Consider the following 17,729-nt stretch of genomic DNA (forward strand, 5'->3'; position numbering starts at 1 on the left):
CCTCACGACATTCACTGAACCTTTAGATTAAATCCATGAACGCACTCTTATCTGTCTCCGACAAAACCGGCATCGTCGAATTGGCGCAAGCCCTGCACGCCCAGGGCATCAAGCTTCTTTCCACCGGCGGCACCGCCAAGCTGCTTTCGGAAGCAGGCCTGCCAGTGACCGAAGTAGCCGAGATGACCGGTTTCCCCGAAATGCTGGATGGCCGCGTCAAGACCCTGCACCCCCGCGTGCACGGCGGCTTGCTGGCCCGCCGCGATGTGCCGGCGCACATGGCCGCGCTGGCCGAGCACCAGATCGACACTATCGACGTGCTGGTGGTCAATCTCTACCCGTTTGAAGCCACCGTGGCCAAGCCCGGTTGCACGCTGGAAGACGCCATCGAGAACATCGACATTGGCGGCCCGGCCATGGTGCGTAGCGCCGCCAAGAACTGGAAAGATGTGGCGGTGCTGACCGACGCCTCCCAATACGCCACCGTGATTGCCGAACTGAAAGCCGCAGGCAAGGTCAGTGACAAAACCAAGCTGGGCCTGTCGATTGCCGCGTTCAACCGCATCAGCCAGTACGACGGCGCGATCAGCGATTACCTGTCGGCCATCCAGATTGGCGAAGCGGTTCCCGCTGGTGACAAGGCCCCCACGCTGGACCTGTTCCCCGGCCAGAGCAATGGCCGCTTTGTCAAAGTGCAAGACCTGCGCTACGGCGAGAACTCGCACCAGAGCGCCGCGCTGTACCGGGACCTGTACCCCGCGCCCGGCTCCTTGGTCACCGCCAAGCAACTGCAAGGCAAAGAATTGAGCTACAACAACATCGCCGATGCCGATGCCGCGTGGGAATGTGTCAAAAGCTTCAACACCCCCGCGTGTGTCATCGTCAAGCACGCCAACCCCTGCGGCGTGGCCGTGGGCGCCAACGCGCTGGAGGCCTACAGCAAGGCCTTCCAGACCGACCCTACGTCGGCTTTCGGCGGCATCATCGCCCTGAACACCGAACTGGACGAGGCCGGTGCGCAGCAAATCTCCAAACAGTTTGTCGAAGTGCTGATGGCCCCCAGCTTCACCCCGGCCGCGCTGGAGGTGTTCAAGAGCAAGGTGAATGTGCGCATTCTGCAAATTGACCTGCCCAAGGGCGGCAAGACCGATTGGGAGCAGGGCCGCAACGCCGTCGACATGAAGCGCATCGGCTCCGGCATCCTGCTGCAAACCGCCGACAACCACGAACTCACCTTAGCGGACCTTAAAGTGGTCACCCAAAAGCAACCAACACCCGAGCAACTGCAAGATCTGCTGTTCGCCTGGACCGTGGCCAAGTACGTCAAGAGCAACGCCATCGTATTCTGCAAAGGCGGCATGACCATGGGCGTGGGTGCCGGCCAGATGAGTCGCCTGGACTCGGCCCGCATTGCCAGCATCAAGGCCCAGCACGCCAGCCTGTCATTGGCGGGCACGGCGGTCGCAAGCGATGCCTTTTTCCCGTTCCGCGATGGTCTGGATGTGGTGGTGGATGCAGGTGCTACCTGCGTCATCCAGCCCGGCGGCTCCATGCGCGATCAGGAAGTGATTGATGCGGCCGACGAGCGTGGCGTCGCCATGGTGTTCAGCGGAGTGCGTCATTTCCGCCACTAGGCCCTGGTTTGTGTAGATGACAGAAAGGCCACCGGAAGGTGGCCTTTTTTCTTGGAAAATAGCCTCCTGGCCCTCGTCCAGTAAGGATAAAAGGCTCTTATTTTTATATCATTTTGAATACTTCGGCCGCTGCAGCCACCGTCTCGGCAATGTCCGCATCGGTATGTGCCGCGCTCATGAAGCCTGCCTCGTACAACGCCGGTGCGATGTACACACCGCGGTCCAGCAGACCGTGGAACAGGATGTTGAAGCGCTTGTTGTCGGTGGTCATGACGGTGGCATAGTTTTGCGGCAGTTCCTTGAACAGGAAGAAGCCGAACATGCCACCTTCGCTGTCAGTGCAGAACGGTACGCCTGCCTTGTCAGCCGCGGTTTGCAGACCGCCCATCAGCAACTGGGCCTTGCGGCTCAGCTCCTCATAGAAGCCGGGTTTCGCAATTTCGCGCAGGGTGGCCAGGCCGCAGGCGGTGGCGACCGGGTTGCCGGACAGGGTGCCCGCCTGATACACCGAGCCCAGTGGCGCCAAGTGCTCCATCACAGCGCGCCTGGCGCCAAAAGCCGCCAGAGGCATGCCGCCGCCAATCACCTTGCCCATGACGGTGATGTCGGGTTCAAAGCCAGGGAGGTGACGGGCATAAACGCTTTGTGCGCTGCCCAGCGCCACCCTGAAGCCGGTCATGACTTCATCAAAGACCAGCAAGGCGCCGTGCTGCGTGCACAGTTCGCGGCAGCGCTTCATGAAGGGCACCGACGCGCGCACAAAATTCATGTTGCCGGCAATCGGTTCAATCATCAGGCAGGCCAGTTCGGGGCCGTGCAAGGCAAAAGCCTCTTCCAGTTGTTCGATGTTGTTGTATTCCAGCACCAGCGTGTGCTGCACCACTTCAGGCGGTACACCGGCACTGGTGGGGTTGCCAAAGGTCGCCAGCCCCGAGCCCGCCTTGACCAGCAGCGCATCCGCATGGCCGTGGTAGCAGCCTTCGAACTTGATCAGTTTGCTGCGCCCGGTGGCGCCGCGTGCCAGACGGATGGCGCTCATGGCCGCTTCGGTGCCTGAGCTGACCAGGCGCACCATGTCCATGGAGGGGACGAGCCGCAGAATCTCTTCGGCCAATTCCACCTCGCGCTCGGTTGGCGCCCCGTAAGAAAACCCTTCGAGCACCGCTTGCTGCACCGCTTGCACGACCGCCGGGTGGCCATGACCCAGAATCATCGGGCCCCAGGAGCCGATGTAGTCTATGTAGCGCTGGTCATTGGCATCCCAGAAGTACGCCCCCTGAGCGCGCTTCACAAAGCGGGGTGTGCCGCCGACAGCCTTGAAAGCCCGGACCGGCGAATTGACGCCTCCAGGAATCACGCGCTTGGCGCGCTCAAAGAGTGCGATGTTGAGATCAGTGTTGTGTGTCATGGGGAGGGATTTTTATATCGGGAATGGTTGGGTCCGGGGCGCTCTCGGCATCGGGGTCAGCGTCGGGTTGCGCCCAGAACAGGCGGTCGGGCACAACATGCCCCATGCCTGGACGAAAGCCACCATCCAGACAGCGGTCAAGGTAGCTCAGTGCCTCGGAAAATGCTTCAGACAAATCACTGCCGCTGGCCAGCAAGGCGGCCAGTGCGGCCGAAAGGGTGTCGCCTGCGCCTGAGAAGACGGCTTCAAAGCGTTCGAACTTCTCGCTTGCGAGCACGGCTTGAGGTGATGCGAGCACGTTGTCAATAAACTGGTCCGGCAACGCAAGACCGGTGACCAGCACATAGGACACGCCCAGTTCCTGGGCAGCGCGGGCAATGTCCCGGGCGCCGGGGCTGCGTGCTGTGCTCCAGTCAGGAAGCAGCCAGCGCCATAACGTACTGTGGTTTCCAACCAACACGGTAGCCTGGGGCAGTATGAGTTCTTTGTAAGCGTCCAGATACAAATCGATCTGCACTTCATCCCACCACGACAGGTCGGGCATGTAGGCCACCAGCGGCACGTCTGCGTAGTCAGAGGCGATGCCGGCCACAGCGCTCAGGTTCTCCGGCGAGCCGGCAAATCCCACTTTGATGACTTGCACCGGAATGTCCTCCAGCGTGGCCCGGGCCTGCTCGGTGATGGCCTCTTCGCCAAGTGGGAAAAAGTCAAAAATCTCGGCGGTGTCACGGGCATAGGCACCTGTGATGATCGGCAATGCATGAGCCCCAACCGAAGCAATGGTTGTGATGTCTGCCGCCAGGCCTGCAGCACCGCTGGGATCGCTGGCGTTAAACACCATGACACACGCGGGACGCGCCGTGGCATGCAGGTCGTGCTGTATTAGGGAAACCGTGGGGGGAAGCATGATCAGGCCGTGGTCTTGTTCAGGCAGAATAGCGCACGTTGTGGCGAGCGACGCGGAAATCGCGGATGACGTCCTTAATCAATGATTGCATTCTATTCGAAGGCCCTTTAAGCTGTGAATCAGACTAATACGTGGATGTGTTTAATTTGTGGCTGGATCTACGACGAAGCGACAGGCGATCCTGAGCATTGCATTGCGCCTGGGACAGTGTGGGATGCAGTTCCCATGAACTGGACCTGTCCTGAATGTGGCGCCCGCAAGGAAGACTTCGAAATGGTGCAAATTTGAACACCATCCGTTCAATCTGATGAAGATGCGTACTATCGTTATGACTAACCGTCAGTTCAGGAGCAGTTTCTTGTGAATACGACTGGATCGACTTTTAAAGTGCTGGTGATCGACGACAGCAATACCATCAGGCGCAGTGCCGAAATTTTCCTGAAGCAAGGCGGGCATGAAGTCATGCTTGCCGAAGACGGATTTGATGCTCTGGCCAAGGTCAACGACTATCAACCGCATCTCATCTTTTGCGACATCCTGATGCCCAGGCTGGACGGCTACCAGACTTGCGCCATCATCAAACGCAACGCCAAGTTCTCAGGTGTCCCGGTTGTCATGCTGTCGTCGAAAGACGGTGTGTTTGACAAGGCTCGCGGGCGAATGGTTGGCGCGCAGGACTATTTGACAAAACCGTTTACCAAAGACCAACTGCTGCAGGCTGTGCAGCAATTTGGCGCAGTGATCCAAGGAGTTAATTGATGGCTATCCAAAAAGTATTGATCGTGGACGACTCGAAGACCGAGTTGATGTTCATGACGAATCTGTTGCAGAAAAACGGTATGTCGGTTCGCACGGCGGAAGGCGCGGATGAGGCGTTCAAACGTTTGACAGAAGAAAAGCCTGACTTGATTCTCATGGATGTGGTGATGCCCGGACAGAACGGCTTTCAGTTGACGCGGGCCATTAACCGCACCCCTGAATATTCGGACATCCCGATCATCATGTGCACCAGCAAGAACCTCGAAACCGATCGCGTGTGGGGTATGCGCCAAGGTGCACGCGACTACATCACCAAGCCGGTCGATGCGGCCGAGTTGATGGTCAAGATCAAGGCTTTGGGCTGAAATCCCCGGTACAGCATGGCAAACCGCGAAGCTCTCAGAGAACTCCAGATCCGTCTTGCAAGCCGACTCAAGGCTGCCAGCTCCGAGGGCGTGGCAATTTCGTGGCTGGCGGTTACCGTTGGGGACGAAAACTACCTGTTCCCGCTCGCACAATCTGGTGAAATCTTTCCTTTGGCCAACCTTCAGGTTGTGCCCTATTCCCGGCCGTGGTTCATGGGTGTGGTCAATCTTCGCGGCGGACTGTTTGGCGTGGTTGACCTGGCAAGCTTCATGGGTGACGGAGCGCTGCGGGTCAGAACCGAGCAATCGCTTGCCGAGTCCAGTGTCATCACTTTCAATTCTGCGCTGGAACTCAACTGCGCCTTGATGGTGGATGGATTGGCTGGCCTTCGCAAGCACGATGCCTTCACCAGTGCAGTGGCCCCACCAGAAGGCTCGCCAGCTTATTTTGGTAGCCGATTCACCGATTTCAATGGTGTGAGCTGGCAGGAAGTCAACCTGCGTGCCTTGTCCCAATTTCCCGAATTTTTGAGCATAAGTGCTTAAGTTTCAACTGAAGGTTTCACAATGTCCGTCGTTACCCAACTGAAAAATCTGTTTGCGAAAAAAGTGCCGGAATCCCAGCTGGAGTCCGGTTTGAGTCTTGGCATGCCCGATGGCACCGTGGACCCGATGGTGACCGAGCAAGCCATTGCCGAAGTTGACAATGAGGTTGCGGCCCCGGTCATGCAGGCCAAGTCCGAGCCAGACACAGTCGAAGTGATAGAGCACGATTCTGCGGATCTGATTACGCTTCCCATTCTCGGAAGAAAAACGGTTGCGCAGCATCAGCGTGTGCTTTCCATCGCGTTGGGCGCGGCTTTGCTTTTGCTCGCGGTTGTAACGGTCGTTGCGCTCAGGCAGGCGGACCGCGTGGCGCAACAGCTGGGTGCAACCGGTCAGTCCTTGATGCAGTCGCAGCGCCTTGCCAAATCGGTTTCACAGGCGCTTGTGGGTGGTGCCCAGGCCTTTCCAGACGTGGCAGAGAGCTCCGGCGTGCTGGCCAAATCGGTGCGTGGTCTGAAGAGCGGCGACGATCAACTGGGTTTGTCGGCACTGAGCGATGATTACCAGGCGGAACTGGACAAGATCCGGCCGTTGGTGGATCGGGCGGAAAAAAATACCGCAGCGGTGATGTCCCAGCAAAAAATCCTGACTCAAGTGAGTGCGGCGTTGCGGCTTATCAACCGGCAGTCATCCGATCTGCTGGAAATTGCCGAGACGGTGTCCTCCCTCAAATTGCAGCAAAATGCGCCAGCCTCTGAAATTTCAGCAGCAGGCCAACTGGTGATGTTGACGCAGCGGATCGGCAAATCATCCAACGAATTCCTGACGGTGGAGGGTGTGAGTCCCGAGGCGGTGTTCCTGCTGGGCAAGGACTTGAACTTGTTCAAGGAAATTGCACAAGGTCTGCTGGATGGCAGTTCCGAACTGCGTTTAAAGGAAGCCAAAGATGCCCAAACCCGTGAACAGCTTGAGGCACTGATCAAGCTTTACGAGGAAACCCGTACGCAGGCTGGTGCCATTCTGGGTAACCTGCAGGGCCTGGTTTCGGCGCGTGAGGCACAAGCCTCCATCATTGGCGACAGTGAACCCTTACGCCGTGGCCTGGAAGAGTTGCAAGGCAAATTGTCATCGCGAGCTGGTTTGGGTGGCGGCTCGTTGAGTCTGCTGGTTGTGGCTGCGGCCCTGGCATTGCTGAGTGCGATCGGCTTGTCCCGCGTGCAACTGCTGGACAGTCGTCAGCGTCAAATTGTGGCCGAGGCCCAGCGTGTGGATGCGGAGCGCCAGGAACAGGAAGCCAAACGTGTGAACGATGCCAATCAGGCCGCCATTTTGCGTTTGATGAACGAATTGCAGATGGTCGCTGAAGGGGACTTGACGCAGGAAGCGACGGTGACTGAGGACATCACGGGTGCTATCGCGGATTCCGTCAACTACACGGTGGAAGAGCTGCGTTCACTGGTGGGCAACGTGCAAAACACTGCGACGCGCGTGGCACAGACGACGGCTGACGTGGACACGACTTCAACCGAACTGCTGGCGGCTTCCAATGAGCAACTGCATGAAATTCGCGAGACCGGTCGCTCGGTCGTGGAAATGGCGACCCGAATCAACGAGGTGTCCGTGCAAGCGCAAGAGTCTGCTTCGGTGGCTCGTCAGTCGCTGCAAGCTGCCGAGGTTGGCCTGCAGGCTGTGCAAAACGCCATCGGCGGTATGAACTCGATTCGTGACCAGATTCAGGAAACCTCCAAGCGCATCAAGCGCCTGGGTGAGTCGTCCCAGGAGATTGGCGAGATTACCGAACTGATCTCGGACATTACCGAACAGACCAACGTGCTGGCGCTGAACGCTGCTATTCAGGCAGCGTCTGCTGGTGAGGCAGGCCGAGGCTTCTCGGTGGTGGCGGAGGAGGTGCAGCGTCTTGCGGAGCGTTCTGCCGATGCGACGCGTCAGATTTCTGCGCTGGTGAAGGCAATTCAGACCGATACGCACGATGCCATTGGCGCGATGGAGCGCTCTACCCAGGGTGTGGTGGATGGAGCCAAGCTTTCCGACAATGCGGGTACTGCCCTGACCGAGATTGATCAGGTGTCGCGCCGACTGGCTGAGCTGATTGAGCAAATTTCGAATTCAACGTCGCGTGAAGCGAATCTTGCGAATGTGGTGGCGGACAACATCCAGCACATTTTCGCGGTGACCGAGCAGACGGGCGAGGGTACGCGCTCGACGGCCGCGCAGGTTCGCGAACTTTCGAAAATGGCTGAAGAACTGCGTCAGTCAGTGTCCCGGTTCAAGATTGCCTGAGCCCCCTCAATTTGAATTTGTTACCCCCAGGAGTGCACGAACCCATGCAACCGAACGCTGCCCTGACTGGCGACAATGAACTTGCAACCAATGACCTCGGGCCTTTGGCCTGGGTGCTCGACGAGTTGCGCAAATCGCTGGATGGTGCGACCAAAGCGCTTCGGCGTTTTGTGCGGGACGCGGAGTTGGCACGTGGTTCGGATCTCTCCGCTCTGGACGCCAGCCAGCTGCGTATTGCCCGGCAACAGTTGCACCAGGCGGTTGGCGCCCTGGAGATGGTTGGCATGGCCGCACCGGCCAAAGTTTTGCGCGCCATGGAAGCGTTGGCCCAGAGATTTGTCCAGCGACCGGAGCTTTGCAGCGACGAGGCTGCCAACAAGGTTGAGCGCGCCAGTTTTGCGTTGACTGAATACCTTGAGGGTGTTCTCAAAGGTAAAAACGCCTCCTCTGTCGCCCTCTTTCCGCAGTACCGCGATGTGCTGGAACTGGTCGGTGATGATCGTGTGCACCCAGCGGATTTGTGGCCCATCGAGTGGCGCTGGATTGATATGGACTTGCCTCAGCAGGCTGATCCATTGGCCTATGACTCAGCGGTCCGGGCACGTATTGACCGGTACGTTCTGAAGGTCGTCAAGTCCGGTGATGTGGCCGCAGCGCGGGCCATGCGGGCCATCAGCCTTAGCTTTGCTGCCGGACAAAATGAACTGGAACCCCGTGTGTTCTGGAAAATTTGTGCCGCCTACTTCGAAGCGGTATCCCAGGGGCTTTGCCCTACCGATGTCTACGGGAAGCGCGCAGCCTCCAGAATCCTTCTGCAATACAGAACCCTGGCACGGGGTGAACCCGGTATTTCGGATCGCCTGGCTCAGGATCTGCTTTTCTTCTGTGCGCAGGCTATTCCCGTCCAGGTTGCGGATGCGCCGGTACTTGCAGCCGTTCGGTTGGCCTATGGGCTGAATCGAACCAAACCATTTGACTACGACACGCCTCAGTTCGGACGTTTTGATCCGGCCTTGCTGGTACAGGCCCGCAAGCGGATTGCTGCGGCAACCGAGACCTGGTCTGCCCTCGCAGGGGGCGACACCAACCGGCTGAAGGTCGCTCTCGATCAATTCAGTCTGGTGGCAGACTCGGTTTTGAAACTTCACCCGGAAAGTGGCGATCTGGCACGTTCTTTGATGCGGGCCATCGAGACTACGGCGCGCTCCGGCGAGGCTCCGACGCCTACTTTGGCCATGGAAGTCGCGACGGCTGTGCTTTACCTCGAAGCCGCCTACGAAGATCTGGACCCAACCGAGTCGAATATGGCCGAACGCAGTGCCAGTCTGGCCAGGCGATTGGACCATGTGAATGCGGGTGGGCAGTCCGAAGCGCTGGAGGGCTGGATGGAGGAGCTGTACCGCAGGGTCAGTGATCGCCAGACCATGGGTAGCGTCGTCGATGAGCTTCGTTCCACGCTGGCTGAGGTTGAAAAATCCCTGGATGCATTCTTTCGCAATCCTCAGGATAAAGTGCCACTGCATGAGGTGCCCAGTCAGCTGGCGCAAATGCGGGGGGTGTTCTCTGTTCTGGGGCTGGATCAGGCAGCACTCGCATCCTTGCGGATGCGTGACAGCGTTGAGAAATTTTTGGTTGATCACATCGACGCCGAGTCCGCGCGCACCGGGATTTTCGAGAAGTTGGGCAACAGCCTGGGGGCGCTCGGATTTTTGATTGACATGCTGAGCTATCAGCGTGCACTGGCCAAGAAGCTTTTTGTCTATGACGAAGACCTTGGCGAATTCAAACCTCTTATGGGACGTGAGAAAGCGGCGGTGGCCGAGGTGCCAGTTGCGAGCACGGCACTAACAAGCCCCGTTGCGGAAATTGTCCCGTCCGAAGAAGTTTCGGTTGTCACGCCAGAGGCAACGGCCCAAGCGCCAGTGCAGCCCCCGATCGTGGTGCCGGTCCAGGCCGCAGCAACGCCGGTGTCGGAAGAACCTCTAGATGATGACGAACGCGAGTTGCAGGAGATCTTCCTGGAGGAAGCTCGTGAAGTGGTTCAAACCGGTTTGGAGGCGGTCCGTGAGTTGACCGTTGATCCTGCGGATTTGGGGCCGCAAACCACGCTACGCCGGGCGTTTCACACGCTCAAAGGAAGCTCCCGCATGGTGGGCCTCAATGAGTTTGGGGAAGCTGCCTGGTCGCTGGAGCAATTGCTCAACACATGGCTGGCGGAGCAGAAGCCGGCAAGCGCTGAGTTGATCGCGCTTGCTGAGAAAGCCATTCAGGGATTTGGACGTTGGGTCGAAGACATTGCACAAGGCAATCACGCCCACTGGAACGCCCAGGCGTTCCGCACGGCTGCAGATGGCTTGCGCATGGACAATCGTGTTGTCGGGTTGCTGTTGCCGGGCGAAGAGGTGCTGGAGTCGGCGCCTGAGCTTGCATCAGCCCCGCCGGAAGTTGCGGAAGAATTCGATCATCCGGAGTTCAGTTCAACGCAAATGCTGGATTTCGCTACGGAGCCACCCGCAGCCGCACCGCAGGTTGCCGAATCACTTGACCTGGTTGATTTCGATTTCGGCGATATTGAACCAGACGCTGGATCATTCGTTGAGTCGGCCTCCTTTTCCGATGAAAAGGAGACTTTGTCGCCCGAGCTTCCCGATGCGGACGCAACTGAGATCGTTGCGCCGGAGTTGATCGATCTTTCCGATGAAAACACCGTATCCCCGTTGCAAGAGTTTGCCGTCGAAGAAGCCGGGTCGAGTCTGCTGGAAGCAGCCGCAGAGCAAGCACCGGTTGCTCCTTCCGATCTGGAGGAGTCATATAGCGGTTTGACGGAGCCGGACCTGGAAGACCAGGTGAAGGTCATTGGCAGCTTGCGAATCGGCATCTCGTTGTACAACGTTTACTTGAACGAAGCCGATGAATGGTCGCGCCGCTTGCTCACTGAACTGACTGAGTGGGCTTTGGAATTGCATCGACCACTGCCTGACGCAGCAGTTGCCTTGGCGCACTCCTTGTCCGGCAGTTCCGCCACCGTTGGCTTCTTTGCCCTTTCGGAAATTGCGCGTGCGCTGGAGCAGGCCTTGCAGCACGTGAAGCTGCATGCGCAAGGCGTTCCAGAGCACGCCGAAGTCTTCATTGGGGCTGCGGAAGATATTCGCCGCTTGTTGCACCAATTTGCTGCTGGTTTCCTGAAGGACCCCGATCGCGATCTTTTGGAGGCTCTCAAGGCCATTCTGGAAATTGAGTTTCCGGCAGTGGCAGGCAGTGCTGAGGAGAATGAGTACATCGAGCCCTCGCTTGAGTCGGAAATCGCAGTGGAGTCCGATGTGGATGAGGCCCCGGAGTCGGCTGAGGTGCCCGTGCAGGAAGTGGCCGAAGCGACTGCCCCGCCTGCCACTGACCGCGTTGTACCGCTGGCAACATGGTCCGACAGCAGTGTCAGCACAGTCAGCGCGCTCGTTGACGACGAACACGATGATATCGACGCCGTAGACGCCTTGGATGTGGACCTGTTTCCGATTTTTGAAGAAGAGGCGCTGGAGTTGTTGCCGCAACTTGGCAGTGCCCTGCGGCAGTGGACGGCCCGACCCGAAAATCTAAGCGCCCGCAATGAAGTCTTGCGTGTGTTGCATACACTCAAAGGCAGTGCCCGTCTGGCCGGCGCCATGCGCATGGGTGAAATGACCCACCGTATGGAATCGGCCATTGAACATTTGGGTACGGAGTCTTTGCAGGCGTCTCAGCTCGAGCCCTTGCTGACCCGGTTCGATGCGATCCAGAGCAATCTGGATCAACTGCGCGCAATGCCAGAGCAGGCTTTGAGTCTGCCTGAAGCAGGCCCAGCTTCCGCCGAACCGGCTGTTGCCGCGACTGAGTTCGAGCCAGCCGCTTTGAACGTCGAGCCACTTGCGGCAATGCCTGCCACTGTTCTGCCGAAGGTTGCGCCTCTGGCGCCTGTGCGCAGCATTTCGAATCAAACCGTGCGGGTGCGTTCGCAGTTGCTCGACCGGATGGTTAACCAGGCCGGCGAGGTGATGATCACGCGTTCAAGGCTGGAGGCTCGCCTGGGTCAGTTGCGCGGATCGTTGGGCGAGTTGTCGGGAAATCTGGATCGCTTGCGTAATCAGTTGCGTGATATCGAGTTGCAGTCCGAGTCTCAGATGCAGTCCCGACTTGCGCAGGCCAAAGACTCGGCACAGGGCTTTGATCCGCTGGAATTTGACCGGTTCACCCGTGTGCAGGAACTGACCCGAATGATGGCTGAGTCGGTGCACGACGTTGCCACGGTGCAGCGCAGTCTGCAGCGCACGGTGGAAGGAACCGAGGATGACCTGATCGCCCAGGCCCGTCAGGCCCGTGAACTGCAGCGCGATTTGCTGCGTACCCGGATGGTGGAATTTGAAGGAATTTCAGAGCGTCTGTATGGCGTGGTTCGTCAGGCATCCAAGGACTCCGGCAAGCAGGTCAAGCTCGACATCAACGGGGGCTCGCTTGATATGGACCGCGGCGTGCTGGACCGCATGGCGCCGGCATTTGAGCATTTGTTGCGAAATGCAGTGGCCCATGGTGTTGAAGACCCTGCGGTTCGTGTGGAGGCTGGAAAGCCGGCCACGGGCACTATCACTATCAGCCTTCACCAGCAAAGCAACGATGTGACAGTGGAGTTCAGCGATGATGGTGCTGGTTTGGACCTGGAGCGGATTCGTCAGAAAGCACGTGCCAATGGTCAGATCTCGGGCGATGAAGTCCTGACCGATTCGGAGGCCGCCAACCTGATTTTCACGCCTGGTTTTTCAACGGCGTCGCAGGTCACTGAACTGTCCGGCCGGGGCATTGGCATGGACGTGGTTCGCGCTGAAATCACCGCCCTGGGCGGCCGGATCGAAACATCCACAGAACGCGGACGTGGAACCAAGTTCAAATTGGTGTTGCCGCTGACCACGGCGGTGACGCAGGTTGTCATGCTGCGCATGGGCGACCTGATGATTGGTGTACCGGCCAATCTGGTTGAGATGGTGCGTCGTGTCCCGGCTGCAGAGCTGGACAAGGCTTATGCGAACCAGGTGCTTGAATTCAATGGGGAGCAAGTCCCTTTTTATTGGGCGGGCTCGCTTCTGGAGGCCTCCGCAGGCAGCAATGAAACGCGGACCAAGACTTTGCCGGTTGCGATATTCCGTAGCGCGGGGCAAAGGGTGGCCACCCATGTGGATGAAGTGCTGGGCAATCAGGAGGTGGTGGTTAAAAACCTCGGGCCTCAGTTGGCCCGTCTGCCTGGTCTTGCCGGCATGTCGGTGTTGGCCTCGGGCGCTGTGATTCTGATATACAACCCCGTGGCTTTGGCTTCTGTTTACGGTGAGCAGGTACGACGGCGTCAGGTGGAGGCTGAGCGACCGATGGCGGAAAAGTCGGCTGTATCTGACAGTGCCCAGCCATATTCACTGATGAGCAGCGTTGCACAGGCGCCTCTGGTGCTGGTGGTAGACGACTCCATCACTGTGCGGCGTGTGACCCAGCGCTTGCTCAAGCGTGAAGGTTTCCGGGTGTCGCTTGCCGCAGACGGTTTGCAGGCCTTGGAGCGCTTGCAGGAAGAGAAGCCCGCTGTGGTGTTGTCAGACATCGAAATGCCGCGCATGGATGGCTTTGATCTGGCTCGCAATATTCGTGGCGACGAAAGACTGCGCGACCTCCCGATCATCATGATTACGTCACGTATTGCCGAGAAACACCGTGAGCATGCCCGTACGCTGGGCGTGGATCATTATTTGGGCAAACCGTATTCGGAAGATGAGCTGATTGGTCTGGTGCGGCAATACTGCGTTGCCTCTGCAGACGCGCTTTAATCCGTGCCTGATTTCTTGACGATGGCGTAGCGTTGCAGTGTCAGTGCCCGCGCTTCGTCGTGGGCCACGATGGGCAAAGGGTAGTTGTCACCCAGTTTCACGCCAGCCATTTGCAGTTCCAGAGGTTTGGCCTTCCATGGTGCGTGCCGGGCAGCCTTGGGCAACTTGGCGAGTTGGGGTAGATAGCGGCAAATGAACTTGCCATCACTGTCAAACTTTTCGCTTTGACTGACTGGATTGAAGATCCTGAAATACGGCTGCGCATCGCAGCCACTGGAGCTGACCCATTGCCAGCCTCCATTGTTGGCTGACAGGTCAAAGTCGTTCAGGTGTTCGGCGAAGTATCTTTCGCCCCAGCGCCAGTCAATGCCCAGATCCTTCACCAGAAAGCTGCCTGCCACCATGCGCAAGCGGTTGTGCATATAGCCCGTCTGGTTGATCTGGGCCATGGCTGCATCTACCAGCGGATAGCCGGTTCGCCCTTCACACCAGGCCCTGAAAAGGGCTTGTGCCTGCGGCCCCTGTTCCCACGAAATCGCATCGTATTCGCGTTTGTAGGCGCCATGAGCAACGTGTGGAAAGTTGGACAGAATCTGGAAGTAGAAGTCACGCCATATCAATTCCCCCAGCCATACCTCTGCCCCACGGCTGCCCTGAATCTGGCGTTGCAAGGCGGTGGCGGCAAGCTGGCGAATGGACACGGTACCGAAACGCAGGTGCACCCCCAAATAGCTGGGGCCTTTGACGTGGGGGAAGTCGCGGGTCGCATGGTAGTCGTCCATACGCTCGAAAAATGCCTCGAACAATGTGCGTCCACCCGCTGCACCGGTAGGTATCTTGAGTGTGCTCAGGTTGCTGGCTTCAAAACCGATCTCTTTGAGTGCCGGCACGGCGCGCTGGAACGCCTGGGGCCGGGGTGCCAGCGCACCAGCGAATGGAGCCGAATCGTGGCTGCGCAAATCATCGGAGCTCACGGTTGCCAGCCAGTTGTTCTTGTAGGGTGTGAAAACACCATAGGGCGTTCCTGTTTTGGTCAGGATCTCCCGGCGCTCGAAAATTACATGGTCTTTGCATGTGTGCAGGGCGATACCCATGCAGTTCAACTTGTTTTGCACATGTGCGTCGCGTTCCAGGGCTCTCGGCTCGTAGTCATGGGCGGCAAACACGGCATCAACGCGCAGCGTCTTGGCCAGCAGCACTATTTCCTCATCGGCAACGCCAATTTGCACGATCAGTCCCGCCGTCTCCAGGCCACTCAGCTTGCGCAAGTCCTGGTCCAGAGCATGCACAGATTGCCGGATGAACTCCACCCGCCGGTCAACGCGCGGCAATGTGTCCAGGATGTTTTGGTCGAACACGAAAACACAGTGCACTTGCCGGCAGGATTTCAAGGCCAGGCAAAGGGCGGCGTTGTCATTCACGCGCAGATCCCGCCGGAACCACATCAAACCTGTTTCGAACTGATTGCCCATGATCACCGTTAAAATTGCCCTATGCCCGGAGATTTTGCCCTAACCAACCTGACGAATCATTTCTTGATCGCCATGCCCGGTTTGCAAGATGAGGTTTTCTCCCGAAGTGTGGTGTATGTGTGTGAACACAGTTCGCGTGGTGCTTTGGGGCTTGTCATCAACAAGCCAGCCGACATTGATCTGAAGCGCTTGTTTGAAAAAGTCGAACTGCCACTGCGCCGGGAAGATCTCTCGGACGCCCCCGTGTTTCAGGGAGGGCCAGTCCAGACCGAGCGCGGTTTTGTTTTGCATGAACCCATCTTTGCCCTGGCCGACAAACCGGCTGAGTCCGTCTACGCGTCCACCATGACCATCCCGGGCGGTTTGGAGATGACCACCTCCAAAGACGTGCTGGAAGCCCTGTCAACGGGTGCTGGGCCTCGCAAGGTATTGGTCACGCTGGGCTATGCCGCCTGGGGTGAAGGGCAACTGGAGTCCGAGCTGTCGGAAAACAGCTGGTTGACCGTGGCCGCAAGCAATAGTGTGATTTTTGATACGCCGGTGGCGCAGCGCTATGACCAGGCCCTGTTGCTGCTGGGTCTGGAGTCCTGGATGCTGTCGCCTGATGCGGGGCATGCATGAGTGCATTGGACGCCACAAGCTCCCTGGTCATTCCGCCTGGCCTGCAGACTTTTTTGGCGCTTGATTTCGGTATCAAGCGAACCGGCTTTGCGGTGGGCAACCGGCTGATGCGGACTGCCCAGCCGCAAGGCACGATTGCTGCTGAGGGTGATGCGCGTTTTGTCAAAATCGCGCAGCACATCAAAGAGTGGCAGCCCGACGCATTGGTGGTGGGCGTGCCGTACCACCCGGATGGCGCAGCGCACGAGAACACGGCGCGCGCCAAAAAATTTGTCCGCCAGCTGCAGGGGCGTTTCAAGCTGCCAGTGTTTGAGGTGGACGAACGCTACACCACCACCGAGGCGCTGGCGATGGGCGCAAAAGATGCGGATGCCGCTGCAGCCTGCATTATTCTGGAACAGTTTTTGAGGAGTATTCCATGAGCACACTCGTGCTGGACGCCGAGGCGCTTTACCTTGAATTGCTCGCTGGCGTGCGGGCCCTCTACCGCCCCGGCATGCACCTGGTGGGCGTCACCTCGGGTGGCGTGTGGCTGGCCGAACGCCTGCAGCGGGACATGAAGCTGATCGAGCGCCCCGGTGTCATCTCGTCGAGCATGCACCGTGATGATTTTTCCCGGCGCGGCATGACCGCAGGCGCGCAGACACAGATTGCGTTTGACGTCAATGAAGCGCACATCATTTTGCTGGATGACGTGCTGTACACCGGCCGCACCATCCGTGCCGTGGTCAACGAGTTGTTTGACTTCGGACGTCCGGCCAGCGTCAAACTTGCCGTGCTGGTAGACCGTGGCGGACGCGAACTGCCCATTCAGGCGGACTACTGCGCGGCGCGTGTTGCCCTGTCCGCCAGCCAGTCCCTGGCCTTGGCTCGCAGTGAGTCCGGTGCTTTCAGTTTCAACGTGGAGACCCGTTAGCCATGCTCTACAAGCGTAACCCCCAGCTCAACAAGAATGGTGAGCTCATTCACCTGCTTTCGATCGAGGGTCTGCCCAAAAGCATCCTGACTCAGGTGCTGGATACGGCGGCCAATTTTGTCAGCGTCAGTGATCGCGAAGTGAAAAAGGTGCCGCTCCTGCGTGGCAAAAGCGTGTTCAATCTCTTCTTCGAGAATTCAACGCGCACCCGCACTACTTTCGAGATCGCAGCCACGCGCCTGAGCGCCGATGTCATCAACCTCGATATCGCCCGCTCGTCGGCTTCCAAAGGTGAATCCTTGCTCGACACCATCGCCAACCTGAGCGCCATGGCGGCGGATCTGTTCGTGGTGCGGCATGGTGAATCCGGGGCGCCCTACCTGATTGCGCAGCATGTAGCACCACATGTGCATGTGATCAATGCCGGTGATGGACGCCACGCGCACCCCACGCAGGGTTTGCTGGACATGTACACCATCCGGCATTTCAAGAAGGATTTTTCCAACCTCACGGTGGCCATCGTGGGCGATGTGCTGCACTCGCGTGTGGCCCGTTCCGATATCCATGCCCTCACGACGCTCGGATGCGCCGAGGTGCGGGTGGTGGGGCCCAAAACCCTGGTGCCGTCTGATATGGCTCAAATGGGTGTGCGCGTGTGTCACACCCTGGAGGAGGGCATTCGCGGGTGCGATGTCATCATCATGCTGCGTTTGCAGAGCGAGCGCATGAGTGGTGCGCTGCTGCCCTCCAGTCAGGAGTTTTTCAAGAGCTATGGCCTGACCCCGGAGAAGCTCCAGTTGGCCAAGCCGGATGCCATCGTGATGCATCCGGGGCCGATCAATCGGGGTGTCGAAATTGACTCTGCGGTGGTGGATGGAAAGCAGAGCGTGATCCTGCCGCAGGTGACCTTTGGCATTGCCGTGCGCATGGCGGTGATGAGTATCGTTGCCGGAAACGAGGCCTGAA

At 58.5% G+C, this 17,729-nt stretch carries 14 protein-coding genes; 11 read left to right on the forward strand and 3 right to left on the reverse strand.

The features are described from left to right. The first annotated feature begins 35 nt into the window (after positions 1-35). Positions 36-1,634, forward strand: coding sequence for a bifunctional phosphoribosylaminoimidazolecarboxamide formyltransferase/IMP cyclohydrolase (gene purH / locus IV109_RS02205; RefSeq protein ID WP_296691514.1), 1,599 nt, complete (start codon positions 36-38; stop codon positions 1,632-1,634). Positions 1,635-1,737: 103 nt separating this feature from the next. Here the strand turns inward: purH and hemL are convergent, their stop codons facing one another. Both hemL and IV109_RS02215 read right to left on the reverse strand, forming a co-directional pair. After that, positions 1,738-3,042, reverse strand: a complete 1,305-nt coding sequence (hemL, locus tag IV109_RS02210) for a glutamate-1-semialdehyde 2,1-aminomutase (protein WP_296691517.1) — start codon at positions 3,040-3,042, stop codon at positions 1,738-1,740. Beyond that, positions 3,026-3,949: a bifunctional hydroxymethylpyrimidine kinase/phosphomethylpyrimidine kinase gene (locus IV109_RS02215; RefSeq protein WP_296691520.1), complete on the reverse strand. Its 924-nt coding sequence runs from the start codon at positions 3,947-3,949 to the stop codon at positions 3,026-3,028. Before IV109_RS02215 ends, hemL begins: the two co-directional genes overlap by 17 nt. A gap of 114 nt (positions 3,950-4,063) precedes the next feature. Between IV109_RS02215 and IV109_RS02220 the strand changes: the two genes are divergently transcribed. From IV109_RS02220 to IV109_RS02245, 6 genes are all read left to right on the forward strand, one after another. Continuing rightward, positions 4,064-4,237, forward strand: coding sequence for a rubredoxin (locus IV109_RS02220; RefSeq protein ID WP_296691522.1), 174 nt, complete (start codon positions 4,064-4,066; stop codon positions 4,235-4,237). Between the two features lie 72 nt (positions 4,238-4,309). Further along, entirely contained in the window at positions 4,310-4,708 is a 399-nt protein-coding gene (locus IV109_RS02225) for a response regulator (protein ID WP_296691525.1), read from the forward strand. Then, positions 4,708-5,073, forward strand: coding sequence for a response regulator (locus IV109_RS02230; protein ID WP_296691528.1), 366 nt, complete (start codon positions 4,708-4,710; stop codon positions 5,071-5,073). Before IV109_RS02225 ends, IV109_RS02230 begins: the two co-directional genes overlap by 1 nt. A 15-nt stretch (positions 5,074-5,088) precedes the next feature. Beyond that, the gene (locus IV109_RS02235) at positions 5,089-5,619 is read left to right on the forward strand and encodes a chemotaxis protein CheW (RefSeq protein ID WP_296691529.1); all 531 of its coding nucleotides are present in this window, start codon (positions 5,089-5,091) and stop codon (positions 5,617-5,619) included. Positions 5,620-5,640: 21 nt separating this feature from the next. Next, complete coding sequence (locus IV109_RS02240; RefSeq protein WP_296691530.1) at positions 5,641-7,920, forward strand: methyl-accepting chemotaxis protein; 2,280 nt, start codon at positions 5,641-5,643, stop codon at positions 7,918-7,920. Between the two features lie 44 nt (positions 7,921-7,964). Beyond that, complete coding sequence (locus IV109_RS02245) at positions 7,965-13,754, forward strand: Hpt domain-containing protein (protein ID WP_296691533.1); 5,790 nt, start codon at positions 7,965-7,967, stop codon at positions 13,752-13,754. Here the strand turns inward: IV109_RS02245 and IV109_RS02250 are convergent. After that, entirely contained in the window at positions 13,751-15,226 is a 1,476-nt protein-coding gene (locus IV109_RS02250) for a deoxyribodipyrimidine photo-lyase (protein ID WP_296691534.1), read from the reverse strand. The genes IV109_RS02245 and IV109_RS02250 overlap by 4 nt on opposite strands. 21 nt (positions 15,227-15,247) lie before the next feature. Between IV109_RS02250 and IV109_RS02255 the strand changes: the two genes are divergently transcribed. The 4 genes from IV109_RS02255 to IV109_RS02270 are packed head-to-tail and all read left to right on the forward strand — an operon-like array spanning position 15,248 to position 17,728. Next, positions 15,248-15,847, forward strand: coding sequence for a YqgE/AlgH family protein (locus IV109_RS02255; RefSeq protein ID WP_296691535.1), 600 nt, complete (start codon positions 15,248-15,250; stop codon positions 15,845-15,847). Further along, positions 15,844-16,269 carry a Holliday junction resolvase RuvX gene (gene ruvX / locus IV109_RS02260; protein ID WP_296691537.1) on the forward strand — a complete coding sequence of 142 codons (426 nt, stop codon included), beginning with the start codon at positions 15,844-15,846 and terminating at the stop codon, positions 16,267-16,269. The genes IV109_RS02255 and ruvX overlap by 4 nt, the downstream gene beginning before the upstream one ends. After that, positions 16,266-16,763: a bifunctional pyr operon transcriptional regulator/uracil phosphoribosyltransferase PyrR gene (pyrR, locus tag IV109_RS02265; RefSeq protein ID WP_296691540.1), complete on the forward strand. Its 498-nt coding sequence runs from the start codon at positions 16,266-16,268 to the stop codon at positions 16,761-16,763. Before ruvX ends, pyrR begins: the two co-directional genes overlap by 4 nt. 2 nt (positions 16,764-16,765) lie before the next feature. Beyond that, positions 16,766-17,728, forward strand: coding sequence for an aspartate carbamoyltransferase catalytic subunit (locus IV109_RS02270; RefSeq protein ID WP_296691543.1), 963 nt, complete (start codon positions 16,766-16,768; stop codon positions 17,726-17,728). Position 17,729 lies beyond the last annotated feature (1 nt).

It is taken from the genome of Rhodoferax sp. (assembly GCF_018780565.1).
Lineage (GTDB): Bacteria > Pseudomonadota > Gammaproteobacteria > Burkholderiales > Burkholderiaceae_C > Rhodoferax.

Excerpts from the sequence above, each read along its gene's own strand:
- IV109_RS02270 (WP_296691543.1), top strand. The coding sequence starts at position 16,766 with ATGCTCTACAAGCGTAACCCCCAGCTCAACAAGAATGGTGAGCTCATT.
- IV109_RS02215 (WP_296691520.1), bottom strand. The coding sequence starts at position 3,949 with ATGCTTCCCCCCACGGTTTCCCTAATACAGCACGACCTGCATGCCACG.
- purH (WP_296691514.1), top strand. The coding sequence starts at position 36 with ATGAACGCACTCTTATCTGTCTCCGACAAAACCGGCATCGTCGAATTG.
- IV109_RS02240 (WP_296691530.1), top strand. The coding sequence starts at position 5,641 with ATGTCCGTCGTTACCCAACTGAAAAATCTGTTTGCGAAAAAAGTGCCG.
- pyrR (WP_296691540.1), top strand. The coding sequence starts at position 16,266 with ATGAGCACACTCGTGCTGGACGCCGAGGCGCTTTACCTTGAATTGCTC.
- IV109_RS02235 (WP_296691529.1), top strand. The coding sequence starts at position 5,089 with ATGGCAAACCGCGAAGCTCTCAGAGAACTCCAGATCCGTCTTGCAAGC.
- hemL (WP_296691517.1), bottom strand. The coding sequence starts at position 3,042 with ATGACACACAACACTGATCTCAACATCGCACTCTTTGAGCGCGCCAAG.
- ruvX (WP_296691537.1), top strand. The coding sequence starts at position 15,844 with ATGAGTGCATTGGACGCCACAAGCTCCCTGGTCATTCCGCCTGGCCTG.
- IV109_RS02250 (WP_296691534.1), bottom strand. The coding sequence starts at position 15,226 with ATGGGCAATCAGTTCGAAACAGGTTTGATGTGGTTCCGGCGGGATCTG.
- IV109_RS02230 (WP_296691528.1), top strand. The coding sequence starts at position 4,708 with ATGGCTATCCAAAAAGTATTGATCGTGGACGACTCGAAGACCGAGTTG.
- IV109_RS02245 (WP_296691533.1), top strand. The coding sequence starts at position 7,965 with ATGCAACCGAACGCTGCCCTGACTGGCGACAATGAACTTGCAACCAAT.
- IV109_RS02255 (WP_296691535.1), top strand. The coding sequence starts at position 15,248 with ATGCCCGGAGATTTTGCCCTAACCAACCTGACGAATCATTTCTTGATC.